The sequence below is a fragment of the Streptomyces sp. NPDC040405 genome (assembly GCF_055595765.1).
In genome coordinates this window covers 1-16,298 of the sequence record NZ_JBVIVI010000001.1, presented here as the reverse complement: position 1 = coordinate 16,298, position 16,298 = coordinate 1, and the positions used below count along the sequence as shown (strand labels likewise).

Sequence of the window (16,298 nt, the reverse complement as noted above, 5' to 3'; positions counted from 1 at the left end):
CCGCCGGGTGGGACACTGACCCCATGCCAGTGCTCGATGAGAACCCGCCGGACGGCCAGAAGAAGCTCCTCCTCATCCTGGGCGTGATGCTCGGGATCACGGTGGTCATCGGCGTGATCGCCACCATCGCCTCGCCCTGACGCGCGCCCGCACCCCTCCCCGAGGGGTGGGGCAGGCCCGGGGCAGGCACCCGGTGCCGGGGGCTGGCTCCACCATCCCCTAGGGGGTCAGGGTCAGGGGGAACTGGGTGGATCACCGGATGGGAACGGGCCCGCCCGCTCCGTAGCGTCGAACCATACGAAGCAGCGTGGTTCCCCGACCGGAGGCGATCCCCATGTCCGCCCGCACCTCGACCCGGCCCGCGACCCCGGCGGACGCTGGCATGGACGTCCGGCTGCCGTGGTGGGCCCTCGCGCTGCCCGCCCTCGCCTTCGTGGCGCTGCTGCTCCTGCTCGCCGGGCCGTCCGACGCCCAGGCCGCGAGCGGCTCCGGCGCCGTCTCGCAGTTTCTGGAGCTGTTGCGCCAGGTCCTCGGACACCAGGGGGCGTGACCGACGGTGCGCGGAGGCACCCGCGTGTGTGCGCTCACTTTGGTGAGCACCGCTTCAACACCCTGCGCCTCGCCAGCCGTTTCATGCGAAGCTGGGACGCATGAGCGTCGATGTGCCCCGCAGGATTGTCATTCTCCGACACGCCAAGGCCGACTGGCCCGAGGTGGCAGACCATGAGCGGCCGCTCGCGGAGCGCGGCCGCAAGGACGCCCCCCTCGCCGGGCGCCGGCTCACCGAAGCCGGTCTGGTCCCCGAACTGACCCTCTGCTCCACGGCCGTGCGCACCCGGGAGACCTGGAAGCTCGTGGTCCACGAGCTGCCCCAGCGTCCCAAGACGGTGTACGAGGAGCGGCTGTACGACGCCTCGCTCGGCGAACTGATCGCGGTCCTCAACGAGACGTCCGACGACATCACCGACCTGCTGGTGGTCGGCCACAACCCCGGGGTGCACGCCCTCGCCGACGCCCTCGCGGGCCAGGCCGCGGAGGGCGCCCGGGAGCGGATGGCCCGCACCGGCTTCCCCACCTCCGCCATCGCGGTGGTGACCTTCAGCGGCTCGTGGAAGTCGGTGGAGCACGGCGTCGGCCGCCTCGACGACTTCTGGGCGCCGCACGAGTAAGCCTGCCGCCGTACCGTTCCGTCCCCCTCCCTCGCGTAATCCCCCGTAATCCCCCGTGAATCGTTCCGCCCGCCTCGGCAGCGAGGCGGGCGGCAGCGGGTAGGGCCAGGGGCTGGGCGTTGAGCGCGGGGCGGTCAGCCCTCTTCGTGCGCGTCCGCGGCCTCGACCTCGTCACGGGTCACGCCGAGCAGATACAGCACGGTGTCCAGGAACGGCACGTTCACCGCGGTGTGCGCGGCCTCCCGTACGACCGGCTTGGCGTTGAAGGCGACCCCGAGCCCGGCCGCGTTCAGCATGTCCAGGTCATTCGCCCCGTCGCCGATCGCGACGGTCTGCACCAGCGGCACCCCCGCCTCGGCCGCGAAGCGCCGCAGCAGCCGGGCCTTGCCAGCCCGGTCCACCACCTCGCCGATCACGCGCCCGGTGAGCTTGCCGTCCACGACCTCCAGGGTGTTGGCGGAGGCGAAGTCCAGCCCCAGCCGCTCCTGGAGATCATCGGTGACCTGCGTGAAGCCGCCGGAGACCACCCCGACCTGGTAGCCCAGCCGCTTGAGGGTACGGATCAGGGTGCGGGCCCCGGGCGTCAGCCGGACCTCCGCGCGCACCTTCTCCACCACCGACTCGTCGATCCCCGCCAGCAGCGCGACCCGCGCGTGCAGCGACTGCTCGAAGTCCAGCTCACCGCGCATCGCCCGGGCCGTGACCTCGGCGACCTCGGCCTCGCAGCCCGCGTGGGCCGCGAACAGCTCGATCACCTCGTCCTGGATCAGCGTCGAGTCGACGTCCATGACCACCAGCCGCTGCGCCCGGCGCTGCAGCCCCGACGCCACGACCGCCACATCGACCCCGATATCGGCGGCCTCGGTGGCCAGCGCGGTGCGCAGAGGCTCCGTCTCGGCCCCGGACACCTCGAATTCCACGGCCGTCACCGGATACTTCGCCAGCCGGAAAATACGGTCGATATTGCCGCCCGTCCCGGTGATACGGGAGGCGATGGCGGCCACTGCCTCGGAGGTCAGCGGATTCCCCAGCACGGTGACGTGCGACCGGCCGGTGCCGCGCGGCCGGTTGTCGCCCCGGCCGGAGATGATCTCGGCCTGCATCCGCAGGGACTCGGCCCAGCTGTGCACGGTGGCCCGCAGCTCCCCCTCGGCTCCGTCGGCCTTCGGGGCCGTGACCAGCACGCACAGCACGATGCGGCCCCGGGTGACGACCTGCTCTATGTCGACTATGTCCACGCCGTAGGCGGCGAGGGTGTCGCAGAGCCCGGCGGTGAGACCGGGGCGGTCCTTGCCGAAGATCTTGACAAGGAGGGTGGGATCGTCGTCGGCGGGGACGGCGGTGGCAGGAGGAATCTGCGATGCGCTCATGGTCTCCCCACCGTATCCGGCCGCCGCCGCCCGGCGCGCGGCAGCCCGCGTCGTGGACGGCCATGCGGTGGGGAACGTTCATCTACCGGACGCCGCCGCGTCACCGCTCCGGCCCGCTGATCATGGTCGTGTCATGTTGCCCGGATCATCCATGGTCGGCACCATCCGTGCGCGCTTAGCGCTTTCTGGGGTTTTCCGGATGAACCAACATGCCCGAGTTGCCGTCTTGCTCTAAACCCGACTTCCGGTTAAGCGGCTGAGCCTGAAATAGTTCCTCACGATGTTCGCCATCCCTAGACTCCCTGACAGGGGGTAGCTCGGGGGACAACTAGTGGGGCATGGAGTGCCGGAACTCGTACTGGAATTGAACGGACGGACCTGGACGCTTGATCCAACCAGGTCATACAGCGTGGGGCGTGACCCACAGGGCGACATGGTGCTGGACGACGCCAGAGTCTCCTGGCGGCACGCCACGGTGCGCTGGGGCGGGCGCAGTTGGGTCGTCGAAGATCACGGCAGCACCAACGGCACTTATGTGCAGGGCCAGCGAATCCAACAGGTGGAAATCGGCCCGGGCGCGGCCGTCCATCTCGGCAACGCCACCGATGGCCCGAGGCTGAACGTTTCGGGGGCGGGCGCGGGTGCCGCCGCGTACAGCCCGCAGGCGGCCATGGGCGCGCCTCAGCAGGCGCAGCAGCAGTCGCAGCAGCAGCCCCAGCAGGCACAGCAGCAGGCGCAGCAGTACCAGCAGCCCCCGCAGCAGCAGCCATATCAGCAGCAGCCCGGCGCGGCGGGCTGGCCGCAGCAGGGCCAGCAGCCTCAGGCACAGCCGCAGCAGGGGTGGCAGCAGCCCCCGCAGCAGCAGCCGTTCGTACCGCAGCAGCAGAGCCCGCGCGACAATCACGCGCAGAACGGCCAGGGCGGCGGACCCGGCGGGTCCGGCGGCTCCGGCGAGGCACGGACCGGCCAGGGCGACCGCAGCCCGACGACGTTCCACCAGCTGGACGCGGGCCGGGTGATGCGCATCGGTCGTGCGCTGGAGAACGAGCTGGTCGTCTCCGACCTCCAGGTCTCCCGCAACCACGCCGAGTTCCGGGCGCTGCCCGACGGCCGCTTCGAGATCCGCGACCTCGGCAGCCACAACGGTACGTACGTCAACGGTCAGCCGGTCCGCCACCAGGTGATCGGCCCGAACGACACCGTCGGCGTCGGCCACTCGACCTTCCGGCTGGTCGGCGACCGGCTCGAGGAGTTCGTCGACACCGGTGACGTCTCCTTCTCGGCGCGCCACCTCACCGTCACGGTCGAGGGCGGCAAGCAGATCCTCAAGGACGTCTCCTTCGGCGTCCCCGAGAAGTCGCTGATCGCGGTCATCGGCCCGTCCGGCTCCGGCAAGTCGACGCTGCTGAAGGCGCTCACCGGCTACCGTCCGGCCAACGAGGGCGATGTCCTCTACGACAACCGGAACCTCTACAAGCAGTTCGCCGAGCTGCGCCAGCGCATCGGTCTGGTCCCGCAGGACGACATCCTGCACAAGGAGCTGACCGTCCAGAAGGCCCTCCGGTACGCCGCCAAGCTCCGCTTCCCCGGCGACACCGCGACCGCCGAGCGCGAGGCCCGGATCGACGAGGTGCTGCGCGAGCTGAAGCTCGACATCCACCGGGACAAGAAGGTCACCGCGCTCTCCGGCGGCCAGCGCAAGCGGGTCTCGGTCGCGCTGGAGCTGCTCACCAAGCCGTCGCTGATCTTCCTGGACGAGCCGACCTCCGGTCTCGACCCGGGCATGGACCGCGACGTCATGCAGCTGCTGCGCGGCCTCGCCGACGACGGCCGTACCGTCCTGGTGGTCACCCACTCGGTCGCCGAGCTGGCGCTGTGCGACAAGCTGCTGGTGATGGCGCCGGGCGGTTCGGTGGCCTACTTCGGTCCGCCGAACGAGGCGCTCAACTTCTTCGGCTACGACACCTGGGCGGACGTCTTCTCGGCGTTCGAGAACTACCGCGACTACGACTGGTCGGGCCGCTGGCGCGGTTCGCAGCACTACCAGATGTACGCCGCGGACATCGACGCCGTCGCGCCGCAGTCCGTCGATGTGCAGGCGCCGCCCGCGCGGATGCAGAAGTCGCAGAGCTGGGGCTCCCAGCTGTGGACGCTGATACGCCGGTATGTGTCGGTCATCGCGTCCGACCGCGGCTTCCTGGCGCTGATGGTGATCCTGCCCGCGGTGCTCGGCGCGGTCAGTACCGTGATCCCGTCGGACTTCGGCTTCAGGCCGGCGCCGAAGGGCCAGTTCAACCAGGACTCCGGCACGATCACCCTGATTCTCGTGGTCGGCATGTGCTTCTCGGGCGCGGCCAACTCCGTACGAGAATTGATCAAGGAACGGGTGATCTACGAACGGGAACGGGCCGTCGGCCTGTCCCGCTCCGCCTATCTGATGTCCAAGGTGATCGTGCTCGGCGTGATCACCGCCTTCCAGGGCGTGATCATCTGCGCCATCGGCTTCTCGACCCGTGAGCTGCCCGAAGAGGCGCTGATCATGCCGCCGGCCGTCGAGATGTGCGTGGCCATCATCGCGATCGGCTTCACCTCGATGATGGTGGGCCTGGTGATCTCCTCGCTGGTGAAGACCGCCGAGAAGACCATGCCGCTGCTGGTCATGTTCGCGATCATCCAGGTCGTCTTCACCGGCATCCTGTTCAAGATCTACGGATCGCCCGGCATCGAGCAGTTCGCGTATCTGATGCCCGCCCGCTGGGCGGTCGGCGCGGTCGGCGCGACGCTGGACCTCGGCCCCGGCCCGGGCCATCTGATGGCGCCGTGGGACCGCAAGAAGCCGCTGGACACGGACCCGCTGTGGGAGCACACCACCGCTCAGTGGAGCATCGACATGGCCGTCCTGCTGGCGCTCGGCATCATCTGCGCGGTCGTGGTGGCGCGGCTGCTGCGCCGCCATGAGCCGGAGGTCATGCGCAAGTAGCCGCAACGTAGCGGAACGCGCACGAAGGCACCGAAGGGCGGCGGCACCCCTCGCACACAGGGGGTGCCGCCGCCCTTCGGCGTGTGGACGCCGGGCTTAGTACGGGCCGTTGACGTTGTCGATGGAGCCGTACCGGTCGGCCGCGTAGTTGCACGCGGCGACGATGTTCGCGACCGGGTCGTACTGGTCGAAGGGCGTGCCCTGGACGTGGTACGCCTGGAAGGTCGGCAGGATGACCTGGAGCAGACCCTTCGACGGGACGCCGTTCTGGGCGTTGATGTCGTAGTTGTTGATGGCCCGCGGGTCGCCGCCGGACTCCCGGATAATGTTCTTGTGGATGCCGTTGTAGGTACCCGGGATCCCGTGCTTCTTCATGATGTCGAGGGATTCCCGGATCCAGCCGTCAAGGTTGTCCGGGTAGGTCTTCTTGGCGGCGGCGAGCTTGGCGCGCGCGGCGGCACGGCTCGCGGCCTCCTTGGCGGCGCGCTCCTTGGCGGCCTTCACCGCGGCGGCCTTCTTGGCGGCGGCCGCCTCGGCCGCGGCCTTCTTCGCGGCGGCCGCTTCCGCGGCCTTCTTCTGCGCGGCCTCGACCTGCGCCTGCTTGCTGGCGAGGGTGGCCTGCTTGAGCAGAACCTCCTGCTGGGCCTTGCTGTCGACCTTCTGCGAGGTGAAGGCCACCGGCTTCGCCGGCAGTTCCTGGGCCGTCGATTTGGCGTCGGCGTTGCCACCGGGGACGAGCGCGAAGGCTACGGCGGCAGCGCTGGCCGCGGCGATACCGGCGGCGGAGTACTTGGTCTTCTTGTTCAGGCGGTGATAGCCGGAGATGCTGGACAGGGGCATGGCGGAGTAGACCTCTTCCAATCGCTTTGTGTCGCAGGCCAAATCGGCGCCATGTGCGCCGTGTCTGGATCTACGGCGCCGTGCGACTGGGGGAAATTCTTAGCGGTCGCAAAATGCTGTGGCAAAGGTGTGACATACGATGCTGCTTAGTGGGTAAGTAGGTCTTCGCTGCCCGTGCGAGCAGGCGTTGTCCCCGCTCATGCCGGGTTAAAACATCCACTAACTGCCTTCGTAAGTGATATGGATCCTGTGTCAGGGGTCACATTGCAGAGTCTTTAATATTGCGAGGTGTGCCCGCGCAAATGCGGAGTGTGGCCGAATTTCCGGCCCTTGTAACGACCCCTTCCGGCGCCTGTGGATACGCCCCTCGTCCTAGGTCCCAGGTCGCAATGAAGCGCCTCAACAAGGCCGATACGCCCGCTGTCGCGGCGCCGGTACGGTGAGGCTCATGACCAAAGGACCGGGCGTGGGAGCCGGGGCGGGGCTGGCCCGGGTGAGTGGCGCGCTCCTCGCGATGAGCAGACATCTGGAAGTCCGGGATGTCCTAAAGACAATCGTTGTGTCCGCCCGCGAGCTGCTCGACGCGGAGTACTCGGCGCTGGGGGTCCCGGACGACCACGGGGGTTTTGCCCAGTTCGTAGTAGATGGCGTCAGCGACGAGCAGTGGAAGGCCATCGGGCCGCTGCCCCGCCAGCACGGGATCCTCGCGGCGATGCTCAAGGACGCCACCCCGCAGCGGCTGGCCGATGTCCGGCGGGATCCGCGATTCGAGGGCTGGCCTTCCGCGCATCCGGACATGTCCGACTTTATTGGACTTCCCATCGCGGACGGCGAGGAAGTCCTCGGCGCGCTATTCCTGGCGAACAAGCGATGCGCGAAACCGGAGGGCAGCTGCGGCTTCACAGCCGAGGACGAGGGGCTGCTCGCCATCCTGGCCCAGCACGCCGCCATCGCCCTCACCAATGCCCGGCTCTACGAGCGCAGCCGCGAGCTGACCATCGCCGGGGAGCGCGCCCGGCTCGCCCATGAGCTGCACGACGCCGTCTCCCAGAAGCTCTTCTCGCTGCGGCTGACAGCCCAGGCCGCCACCGCGCTGGTGGACCGCGACCCGGCCCGCGCAAAGGAGGAGCTCCAGCAGGTCGCGTCCCTCGCCGCCGAGGCCGCCGACGAGCTGCGCTCCGCCGTCGTGGAGCTGCGCCCCGCCGCGCTCGACGAGGACGGCCTGGTCGCGACCCTGCGCACCCAGATACAGGTCCTGGACCGGGCCCACACCGCCCGGGTCACCTTCGAGGCACTCGGCGTACGGGCGCTGCCCGCCGCCCAGGAGGAGGCGCTGCTGCGGGTGGCCCAGGAGGCCCTGCACAACGCGCTGCGCCACGCCGGCGCACGGCGGGTCGCCGTCACCCTCTCCCGGCACGGCCAGGGCGCCCTGCTGCGCGTGAGCGACGACGGCGGCGGCTTCGACCCCCTGGCGGTGCGCCGGGCGGGGCGGCACCTGGGGCTGGTGTCGATGCGCGACCGGGCGAGCGGCGTGGGCGGCGGACTGACCGTGGAGTCGGCGCCCGGCAAGGGAACCGTGATCGAGATGGAGGTGCCAGGTGGCTGAGCGACGGGACGGGGCGGCGATCGGGGTGCTGCTCGTCGACGACCATCAGGTGGTGCGGCGCGGCCTGCGGACCTTCCTGGAGGTGCAGGGCGACATCGACGTGGTCGGCGAGGCGTCGGACGGGGAGGAGGGCATCGCCCGGGCCGAGGAGCTGCGCCCCGACATCGTGCTGATGGACGTCAAGATGCCCGGCGTCGACGGCATCGAGGCGCTGCGCAAGCTGAGCGGCCTCGGCAACCCGGCCCGGGTGCTGGTCGTGACGAGTTTCACCGAGAAGCGCACCGTGGTCCCCGCCCTGCGCGCGGGCGCGGCCGGTTACGTCTACAAGGATGTGGACCCCGAGGCCCTCGCGAGCGCCATACGGTCCGTCCACGCCGGGCATGTGGTGCTCCAGCCCGAGGTGGCCGACGCGCTGCTCTCCCAGGACGGGGAGGGCGGCGGCCAGGGGCGCGGCGGCTCCCTCACCGACCGGGAGCGGGAAGTGCTCGCGCTGATCGCGGACGGCCGGTCGAACCGGGAGATCGCGCGCAGGCTCGTATTGTCCGAAAAGACCGTGAAGACACATGTGTCCAACATTCTTATGAAGCTGGACCTCGCCGACCGCACTCAGGCCGCACTCTGGGCGGTACGCCACGGAATCGGGGCATGAACAGCGTTTCTCCGTGCAATCACACCAACGTGTGTATGTCACCCGAACAGCGCAACTCCGCCCGCCCCCGGCCGTTCTTCACGGCGTACTGCGGCGATTCGCCGCAGCGACGCGCTTATGGACGAAGGGTCTTGAGAAGTGAAGAACATCAAGAGGATCGCTGCCATCACCATTGCGGCCGGCGGTCTCGCCGTCGCCGGTGCGGGTGTCGCCTCCGCCCAGGACGGTCCCATGGCCGACGGTGGGGCGACGATGTCCCCGGGAGTCGTGTCGGGCAACAACGCCCAGGTGCCCGTCCATGTGCCGGTGGGGGTCTCCTGCAACACCATCTCGGCCATCGGGGCGATGAACCCGAGCTTCTGCTGAGCTGTCCCCTCAGGGCAGACGCACCGCTCAACGACCGGCCCCGGAGCCATCGCCTCCGGGGCCGGTCCCCTGCTCCGGGACACTCCGGACCGGGGCGTCAGAAACCGCCCCGCTCCAGCTCCTCCACATACGCGTTGTACGCCGCCACCTGCGCCCGCCGCGCGGTGCGCTCCACCGGCCGCAGCGCCTCCGCCCGGGCCGCGATCTCCGACGCGCTCACCGCGGCGCCGTGATCCTTGCCGTCCCCGCCCGGTGCGTACGCGATGGAGATCAGCGCGCCCACCCGCTGCGCCAGCTCCAGCACCCGCAGAGCCCGCGGCGGATAACCCGGCGCCAGCACCTCGCGCCCCCGCTCGGCCCGCGCCCGGTACGCCTCCAGCGCCGCCTGGGCGGCCGGACCGGACCCGGCCACATTCAGCCGGGACAGCACCTCGGTCGCTTCCCGCAGCGCCTCGGCCAGCTCCCGCTCGGCCTCGCCGAGCGACGGCACATCCGCGGGCGGCGCCTCCCGCACCGGCAGACAGCGCCACATCACCTCGACGTGCTGATCGCCCTCCGGTCCCACCGCCGACACCTCGGGCACCAGGCCCAGCGCCACCCCCGTGGCCAGCACCGCCTCGCCCGCGTCGAGCGCCTTCTCGTTGAACTCCGGCGGCCCGCTCAGCCCCAGTGGATGCCCCGCTATCGGCAGCGCCACCCGCAGCCCCTTGGCACCGAGCGCTCTCAGCCGCCCCAGCGCCAGCGTCAGTCCGACCGGCCCGGACTCGCCGGGCAGCTCGGCCACCCGGTGTGACGCGTCTTCCCCGGCGATCCGATACGCGGCATCGTCCGGCGGGACAAGTCCGGCGAGAAGGGCATTTCCCCAAGCGGCGAGGCGCCCTGAACGTGGTTCATCGAGCATGGAACCAGCCTAAGGACTGGCGCCGACAATGCGTGGCGTAGGTTTTCCTCTGGGGGCTGCGCCCACAGGTGCACGCAACACTCGAGACTGCAATGGGAGACAACGCGCTCATGAGCGAGGTTCTGGAGCTGGTGGACGTATCCGTGGTCCGCGACGGTCGGGCTCTGGTGGACGACGTCTCCTGGTCGATCAAAGAAGGGGAGCGCTGGGTGATCCTCGGCCCCAACGGCGCCGGGAAGACCACCCTGCTCAACCTCGCGTCGAGCTACCTCTACCCGAGCGCCGGGTCCGCCCGGATCCTCGGTGAGCAGCTCGGCGCCGTGGACGTCTTCGAGCTGCGCCCGCGCATCGGCATGGCGGGCATCGCCATGGCCGAGAAGCTGCCGCGCGCCCAGACCGTCCTGCAGACCGTGCTCACCGCCGCGTACGGCATGACCGCGCACTGGCAGGAGAACTACGACCAGGTCGACGAGGCCCGGGCCCGGGCCTTCCTCGACCGCCTCGGCATGACCGAGTACCTCGACCGCAAGTTCGGCACCCTCTCCGAGGGCGAGCGCAAGCGCACCCTCATCGCCCGCGCGATGATGACCGACCCCGAACTGCTGCTCCTGGACGAGCCCGCGGCAGGGCTCGACCTCGGCGGCCGCGAAGACCTCGTACGGCGCCTCGGACGACTCGCCCGCGACCCGTACGCGCCGTCGATGATCATGGTGACACATCATGTCGAGGAAATCCCCCCGGGCGTCACCCACGTTCTGATGATCCGTCAGGGCAGGGTGCTCACCGCCGGGCCCATCGACATGGAGCTGAGCTCCCGCAACCTCTCGCGCTGCTTCGGGCTCCCGCTGATCGTCGAGCGCAACGGCGACCGCTGGACCGCCCAGGGCCTGCCGCTGACCTGAAACCGCCCTCCGCTGAGCTGAACCCCCGCTTCGAACACGGCGCATGACACCGGACAACCCGAACTGCGCCCTGTTCCCCGACGGACCATGAGAACTACCATGACCTTGTGGATCCGTGGGTGTGGTGGCTGATCGCCGCCGTAGGACTGGGCATTCCGCTCGTGCTGACCGCGATGCCCGAATTCGGGATGGTCGCGGTCGGCGCGGTCGCCGGTGCGATCACCGATGCGCTCGGCGGCGGCGTCGTGCTCCAGGTCATCGTGTTCTGCGCGGTCTCGGTCGCGCTGGTCGCCGTCGTCCGCCCGATGGCGGTCCGCAGCCGCCGTCAGCAACCCGGGCTGCGCAGCGGCGTCGAGGCGCTGAAAGGGCGACAGGCCGTCGTCCTCGAACGCGTTGACGACAGCGGCGACGGCCGCATCAAGCTGGCGGGCGAAATCTGGTCGGCCCGGTCGCTCGACCCAGGCCAGAGCTATGAACCGGGCCAGCAGGTCGACGTGGTCGAGATCGACGGTGCCACCGCCATCGTCATGTAGACGTCGTACTGCCAAGAGCTGAGCGCCACCCTGCTCAGCTGCGGAGTCGGCCGTCGATCTGACAGACTCCACCCCACAAGACCGGACCTGATCATCCCGATCATCCAGAAGCACGCATGAAGGGCACGGGGAGCCGCTGTGGAACCGATCATCATCGTCCTGATCATCCTGGTGGTGCTCGTCTTCATCGCACTCATCAAGACGATCCAGGTCATCCCGCAGGCCAGTGCCGCCATCGTGGAACGCTTCGGCCGCTACACGCGCACGCTCAACGCGGGCCTCAACATCGTCGTCCCGTTCATCGACTCGATCCGCAACCGCGTCGATCTGCGGGAACAGGTCGTCCCGTTCCCGCCGCAGCCGGTGATCACCCAGGACAACCTGGTGGTGAACATCGACACCGTCATCTACTACCAGGTGACCGACGCCCGGGCCGCGACCTACGAGGTCGCCAGCTACATCCAGGCGATCGAGCAGCTGACCGTCACCACCCTGCGGAACATCATCGGCGGCATGGACCTGGAGCGCACCCTGACCTCCCGTGAGGAGATCAACGCGGCGCTGCGCGGCGTCCTCGACGAGGCCACCGGCAAGTGGGGCATCCGCGTCAACCGCGTCGAGCTGAAGGCCATCGAGCCGCCGACCTCCATCCAGGACTCGATGGAGAAGCAGATGCGCGCCGACCGTGACAAGCGCGCCGCGATCCTCCAGGCCGAAGGTGTCCGGCAGTCCGAGATCCTGCGCGCCGAGGGCGAGAAGCAGTCCTCGATCCTGCGGGCCGAGGGTGAGGCCAAGGCCGCCGCGCTGCGCGCCGAGGGCGAGGCCCAGGCGATCCGCACGGTCTTCGAGTCCATCCACGCCGGAGACCCGGACCAGAAGCTGCTCTCCTACCAGTACCTCCAGATGCTGCCGAAGATCGCCGAGGGCGACGCCAACAAGCTCTGGATCGTGCCCAGCGAGATCGGCGACGCCCTCAAGGGCCTCGGCGGGGCCTTCGGCAACTTCAACCCGATGGGCGGCGGGAACGGCGGCGGCTCCGCCCCGGCCGCTCCGTCGGGCACCGGCAAGGAAGCCGCCCCGCGCCGCGAGCAGCCGAGGATCGACTGACCTAAGGATCGACTGGCCTACGAATCGACGGGCCTACGGATCCACTGGCCGACGCCGAAGGGCCGGTACCCCGCGGGGTACCGGCCCTTTCGCATGTCCGGCCGCTCCGGTCGGCTCAGGCGGGCAGCGCCAGCCACTCCGGCAGCGCGTCCCGCTCAACCGCCCCCAGCGCCAGCAGCAGCGCATCCGAAGGCGTCGGCTCGAACGGCGAGTTGAGCAGCCGCATCCCCGCCTGCTCCGGAGTCCGGTCCGCCTTGCGGTGGTTGTCCTCCGCACAGGACGCGACCGTATTGAGCCAGGTGTCCCCGCCCCCGCGCGACCGCGGCAGCACATGGTCCACGGTCGTCGCCCGCCGCCCGCAGTACGCGCACCGGTGCTGATCCCGCACCAGCACCCCGCGCCGCGACCACGGAGCGCGTCTTCGGAACGGCACCCGTACGTAACGGCACAGCCGGATCACCCGGGGCACCGGAAGGTCGACCTCCGCGGCGCGCACCCGCAGCCCGGGATGGGCGCGTTCGACGACGGCCTTCTCCTGGAGGACCAGCACCACCGCACGCCGCAGCGTCACCGTCGCCAGCGGCTCGAAGCTCGCGTTCAGAACCAGCGTCTCGCGCATCCCGACCACCTCCCGCATCCCGGCCGCGCCCGCCGCTCCGTGACGGGCGGGCCGGGATCAACTCTGGCCGGGAGGATGGCCGAGGACAACGCAATTTCGGGGCGTCAGTCCGCCGCCGGCACCTCGTACTCGCCGATCAGCTGCGCCCGGCCCAGCGTGTGGAACCGCAGGTTGAAGCCGACCACCGCGGGCGACGCGTCCGCGTCCGGGCCCAGCTTCTCGGTGTCCACCGCGTAGACGGTGAATACATAGCGGTGCGGCCCGTCCCCGGGCGGCGGCGCGGCACCGCCGAAGTCCCGGGTGCCGAAGTCGTTACGGGCGTGCACGGCACCCTCGGGAAGCCCCGCGAAGCCACCGCTGCCCGCCGCGGCGGGCAGCTCGGCCACGGTCGCCGGAATGTCGAACAGCACCCAGTGCCAGAACCCGCTGCCGGTCGGCGCGTCCGGGTCGTAGCAGGTGACGGCGAAGCTCTTCGTCCCCTCCGGGAAACCCTCCCAGCGGAGCTGCGGCGAGGTGTTCCCCTCCGCGTGCACCTGGGCGGACGGCAGCGCGCCGCCCGCGGCCACATCGTCGCTCACCACGGCGAACGACGGCACCGGCGGATGGAAGTCATGGGGGAGCGGACGCCGGTTCTGATCGGACACGTCGAAAACCTCCTGATGATCGTGGTTGATCAGCTGTCCGGCCAGCCTAACGAGACCGGACGGGCGCGGGCTGGCACCATGGCGCCCATGACCGGCCCGACCCCAGTCCTCCCCCTGCACCTCGACGGCGTGTCCGACAAGGCGGGCTTCCTCGAGCGCTGCGCCCGGGACCTGCGCTTCCCCGACTGGTACGGGCACAACTGGGACGCACTCGCCGACTGCCTCACCGACCTCTCCTGGTGGGGCGAGGACGCCGAACCCAGCGGCTATCTGCTCCGGGTCCGTGGCTGGAACGCGTTCCGCGACGCGGCACCCGATGCCGCGGCGATCGCGGCGGACATCCTCAGCGACGCCGTGACGTACTGGTCGGCCCACGGCACACCGCTGACCATCTGGTACGAAGACGGCCCGGACGACGACCCCGACGCATAGCGCGCGGGGCGCGCACCGAACGCATTCGGCGCACGCCCCGCGGGGAATCGTGTGAGGCCGGAACCGGCCTGGGCTCAGAGCCAGTTGCGCTTGCCGCCCACCTCGGCGAGCCACTGGTTCAGATACGCGGCCCAGTCCGTCTCCTGGTAGGAGTCCAGGCCGACGGTGAAGGACCGGTACGAGTCGCTCCCCGAGCTGAACAGACCCGGCTTCTTGTCCATCTCCAGGACGATGTCCATCTCGCGGTCGTCCGCGACGAAGGACAGCTCGACCTGGTTGAGCCCCCGGTACTGCTGCGGCGCGTGGAACTCGATCTCCTGGTAGAAGGGCAGCTTCTGGCGCGTCCCGCGGATGTGCCCCTTCTCCAAGTCGGCGTTCTTGAACCGGAAGCCGAGCGCGCCGAACGCGTCCAGGATCGCCTGCTGGGCGGGGAGCGGATGCACATTGACCGGATCCAGGTCGCCCGAGTCCACCGCGCGCGCGATCGCCAGCTCCGTCGTCACGCCCACGTTCATCCCCGTCAGGTGATGCCCCAGGAACGTCGTGACCGGAGTCTCCCAGGGGATCTCCAGGCCGAACTGCACCGCGTGCACCGCACCCGGCTGCACCTCGAAGGCCCCGCCCAGCTGCTGCCGGGTGAATTCGATGTCCTGCTTGTGCTCCTGGTCGTCCCGCTCCACCTCGACCCGGGCCTGAAGGCCGACGGAGAGCCCCTCGATCTGCTGCGCGACGGAGCCCCCCTGGATCCGGACCTCGCCCTGTACGACGCCCCCGGGGACGACGTTCTCCTCGGTCAGCACCGTCTCCACCGAGGCGCCACCGGCACCCAAACTCGCGAGCAGCTTCTTGAAGCCCATGTTCTCCCTCTCAATGACGCATCCGCGCCGACGCTTTCGCGCCATGACCGGATCGCATCGAACGCTGTTGAACAGTAGATACGCGGAACGGCCGTCGACGGTTCCGCAGGTCATACCCTCGCAGTGGACCGGCCCGGCTCCAACTACCGGTGTCCATCGATTCCACTACGCTCGGTCCGCGTGACCGACGGAGCCGAACCGACCGATGGACCCGACCGCGCGCCGCTGCCCCGTGCCTTCTTCGACCGACCGGTCCTGGAGGTCGCACCGGACCTGCTCGGCCGCACCCTCGTGCGCCGCACCCCCGAGGGCCCGATCGCGCTGCGCCTGACCGAGGTCGAGGCGTACGCGGGCCCGGCCGACCCCGGCTCGCACGCGTACCGGGGCCGCACCGACCGCAACGCCGTGATGTTCGGCCCCCCGGGTCATGCGTATGTCTACTTCACCTACGGCATGTGGCATTGCCTCAACCTGGTCTGCGGACCGGAGGGCTCCCCGAGCGGGGTACTGCTGCGCGCGGGGGAGGTGCTGTACGGACACGAGCACGCCCATGAGCGTCGGCCGAAGGCGCGCAACACCCACGAACTGGCCAAGGGCCCGGCCCGGCTGGCCACGGCACTCGGTGTCGACCGCCGACTGGACGGCACCGATGTGTGCGCGGGCCCGCGGGCCCCGCTGGAGATGATCACGGGCTGCCCCGCCCGGCCCGAACAGGTGCTCAGCGGACCCCGCACGGGAGTCGGCGGCGAGGGCGCCACCCATCCGTGGCGCTTCTGGATCGACGGGGACCCCTCGGTCAGCCCGTACCGGGCACACACCCCGAGGCGCCGTGGCCCGACGCCCCGTCAGGTGGAAACTTGACTCCGGTCGGCCGGGGGCCTAACGTAGCCCGAGCCGCTTGAGACGGGCAGCGCTGTCGGCGCGACCAGCAGGTCGGGTCCCAGTAGCCCCAGGTGGCCAACCACTACTGAAACTTCCCGAGCAGGGCTCTATTTCGCTGCGCGAAATCATGCCCCGGGGCTCCGATTAGGAGCTGAGCGGGAAATTCGCTAAAGTGGTGGACACGCCGGAAGGCGCGAAACACCCCGCTCCAACAGGGGAGCCGGAAACGGAATTCGGACCGGAAACGGAACGGAAAACGGATCTGGTAAGGTTGGAAACACGAAAGGCCGGAAAGCCGAAAGGCTGGAAGGCACCGGAGGGAAAAGCCCGGAGAGACCGGTGATACGGTTTCAAAGGAAGCGTCCGTTCCTTGAGAACTCAACAGCGTGCTAAAAGTCAACGCCAGATATGTTGATACCCCGTCCATACGGTCTTCGACCG

The 16,298-nt window shown here is 69.7% G+C and carries 18 protein-coding genes; 12 read left to right on the top strand and 6 right to left on the bottom strand.

Annotated elements, in window-relative coordinates; genetic code table 11:
• Positions 1-23 precede the first annotated feature (23 nt).
• The 3 genes from ACZ59A_RS00090 (at position 24) to ACZ59A_RS00080 (ending at position 1,169) form a co-directional block, all read left to right on the top strand.
• Entirely contained in the window at positions 24-140 is a 117-nt protein-coding gene (locus tag ACZ59A_RS00090; RefSeq protein WP_267892818.1) for an SGM_5486 family transporter-associated protein, read from the top strand.
• A gap of 194 nt (positions 141-334) precedes the next feature.
• Entirely contained in the window at positions 335-550 is a 216-nt protein-coding gene (locus tag ACZ59A_RS00085) for a hypothetical protein (RefSeq protein ID WP_470951480.1), read from the top strand.
• A gap of 100 nt (positions 551-650) precedes the next feature.
• The gene (locus tag ACZ59A_RS00080) at positions 651-1,169 is read left to right on the top strand and encodes a SixA phosphatase family protein (protein ID WP_468056326.1); all 519 of its coding nucleotides are present in this window, start codon (positions 651-653) and stop codon (positions 1,167-1,169) included.
• A gap of 134 nt (positions 1,170-1,303) precedes the next feature.
• On the opposite strand, the gene serB is transcribed toward ACZ59A_RS00080, so the two are convergent.
• Positions 1,304-2,539, bottom strand: coding sequence for a phosphoserine phosphatase SerB (serB, locus tag ACZ59A_RS00075; protein WP_470951477.1), 1,236 nt, complete (start codon positions 2,537-2,539; stop codon positions 1,304-1,306).
• A gap of 331 nt (positions 2,540-2,870) precedes the next feature.
• Between serB and ACZ59A_RS00070 the strand changes: the two genes are divergently transcribed.
• Positions 2,871-5,519, top strand: a complete 2,649-nt coding sequence (locus ACZ59A_RS00070) for an ABC transporter ATP-binding protein/permease (RefSeq protein ID WP_470951474.1) — start codon at positions 2,871-2,873, stop codon at positions 5,517-5,519.
• Positions 5,520-5,615: 96 nt separating this feature from the next.
• Here ACZ59A_RS00070 and ACZ59A_RS00065 read toward each other — a convergent pair whose 3' ends face one another.
• Entirely contained in the window at positions 5,616-6,359 is a 744-nt protein-coding gene (locus ACZ59A_RS00065; RefSeq protein WP_470951470.1) for a transglycosylase SLT domain-containing protein, read from the bottom strand.
• A 448-nt stretch (positions 6,360-6,807) separates the two neighbouring features.
• Here ACZ59A_RS00065 and ACZ59A_RS00060 point away from each other — a divergent pair, with 448 nt between their 5' ends.
• From ACZ59A_RS00060 to ACZ59A_RS00050, 3 genes are all read left to right on the top strand, one after another.
• Entirely contained in the window at positions 6,808-7,965 is a 1,158-nt protein-coding gene (locus ACZ59A_RS00060; RefSeq protein ID WP_470951467.1) for a GAF domain-containing sensor histidine kinase, read from the top strand.
• Positions 7,958-8,614, top strand: coding sequence for a response regulator (locus ACZ59A_RS00055; RefSeq protein WP_470951464.1), 657 nt, complete (start codon positions 7,958-7,960; stop codon positions 8,612-8,614). The genes ACZ59A_RS00060 and ACZ59A_RS00055 overlap by 8 nt, the downstream gene beginning before the upstream one ends.
• 138 nt (positions 8,615-8,752) lie before the next feature.
• On the top strand, positions 8,753-8,980 hold the full coding sequence (locus tag ACZ59A_RS00050; protein ID WP_470951461.1) for a chaplin: 228 nt from the start codon (positions 8,753-8,755) through the stop codon (positions 8,978-8,980).
• 97 nt (positions 8,981-9,077) lie between these two features.
• Here the strand turns inward: ACZ59A_RS00050 and ACZ59A_RS00045 are convergent, their stop codons facing one another.
• A complete protein-coding gene (locus ACZ59A_RS00045; protein WP_470951459.1) occupies positions 9,078-9,881 on the bottom strand; it encodes a hypothetical protein in 804 nt (267 codons plus the stop codon).
• A 110-nt stretch (positions 9,882-9,991) separates the two neighbouring features.
• Here ACZ59A_RS00045 and ACZ59A_RS00040 point away from each other — a divergent pair, with 110 nt between their 5' ends.
• The 3 genes from ACZ59A_RS00040 (at position 9,992) to ACZ59A_RS00030 (ending at position 12,423) form a co-directional block, all read left to right on the top strand.
• Positions 9,992-10,783 (top strand): ABC transporter ATP-binding protein, encoded by a 792-nt coding sequence (locus tag ACZ59A_RS00040; RefSeq protein ID WP_470951456.1) that lies wholly within the window; start codon positions 9,992-9,994, stop codon positions 10,781-10,783.
• A 107-nt stretch (positions 10,784-10,890) separates the two neighbouring features.
• Positions 10,891-11,316: an NfeD family protein gene (locus ACZ59A_RS00035; protein ID WP_468056308.1), complete on the top strand. Its 426-nt coding sequence runs from the start codon at positions 10,891-10,893 to the stop codon at positions 11,314-11,316.
• 138 nt (positions 11,317-11,454) lie between these two features.
• Positions 11,455-12,423, top strand: a complete 969-nt coding sequence (locus ACZ59A_RS00030) for an SPFH domain-containing protein (RefSeq protein WP_470951453.1) — start codon at positions 11,455-11,457, stop codon at positions 12,421-12,423.
• Positions 12,424-12,538: 115 nt separating this feature from the next.
• Here ACZ59A_RS00030 and ACZ59A_RS00025 read toward each other — a convergent pair whose 3' ends face one another.
• Together ACZ59A_RS00025 and ACZ59A_RS00020 are read right to left on the bottom strand one after the other, a co-directional pair.
• Complete coding sequence (locus ACZ59A_RS00025) at positions 12,539-13,042, bottom strand: HNH endonuclease (RefSeq protein WP_470951451.1); 504 nt, start codon at positions 13,040-13,042, stop codon at positions 12,539-12,541.
• Positions 13,043-13,146: 104 nt separating this feature from the next.
• Complete coding sequence (locus ACZ59A_RS00020; RefSeq protein ID WP_470951449.1) at positions 13,147-13,686, bottom strand: YbhB/YbcL family Raf kinase inhibitor-like protein; 540 nt, start codon at positions 13,684-13,686, stop codon at positions 13,147-13,149.
• Positions 13,687-13,773: 87 nt separating this feature from the next.
• Here ACZ59A_RS00020 and ACZ59A_RS00015 point away from each other — a divergent pair, with 87 nt between their 5' ends.
• Complete coding sequence (locus ACZ59A_RS00015) at positions 13,774-14,118, top strand: barstar family protein (RefSeq protein ID WP_470951446.1); 345 nt, start codon at positions 13,774-13,776, stop codon at positions 14,116-14,118.
• Positions 14,119-14,192: 74 nt separating this feature from the next.
• Here ACZ59A_RS00015 and ACZ59A_RS00010 read toward each other — a convergent pair whose 3' ends face one another.
• The gene (locus ACZ59A_RS00010; RefSeq protein ID WP_470951443.1) at positions 14,193-14,975 is read right to left on the bottom strand and encodes a sporulation protein; all 783 of its coding nucleotides are present in this window, start codon (positions 14,973-14,975) and stop codon (positions 14,193-14,195) included.
• A 180-nt stretch (positions 14,976-15,155) separates the two neighbouring features.
• Here ACZ59A_RS00010 and ACZ59A_RS00005 point away from each other — a divergent pair, with 180 nt between their 5' ends.
• Positions 15,156-15,836 (top strand): DNA-3-methyladenine glycosylase, encoded by a 681-nt coding sequence (locus tag ACZ59A_RS00005; RefSeq protein ID WP_470951440.1) that lies wholly within the window; start codon positions 15,156-15,158, stop codon positions 15,834-15,836.
• Positions 15,837-16,298: the final 462 nt, after the last annotated feature.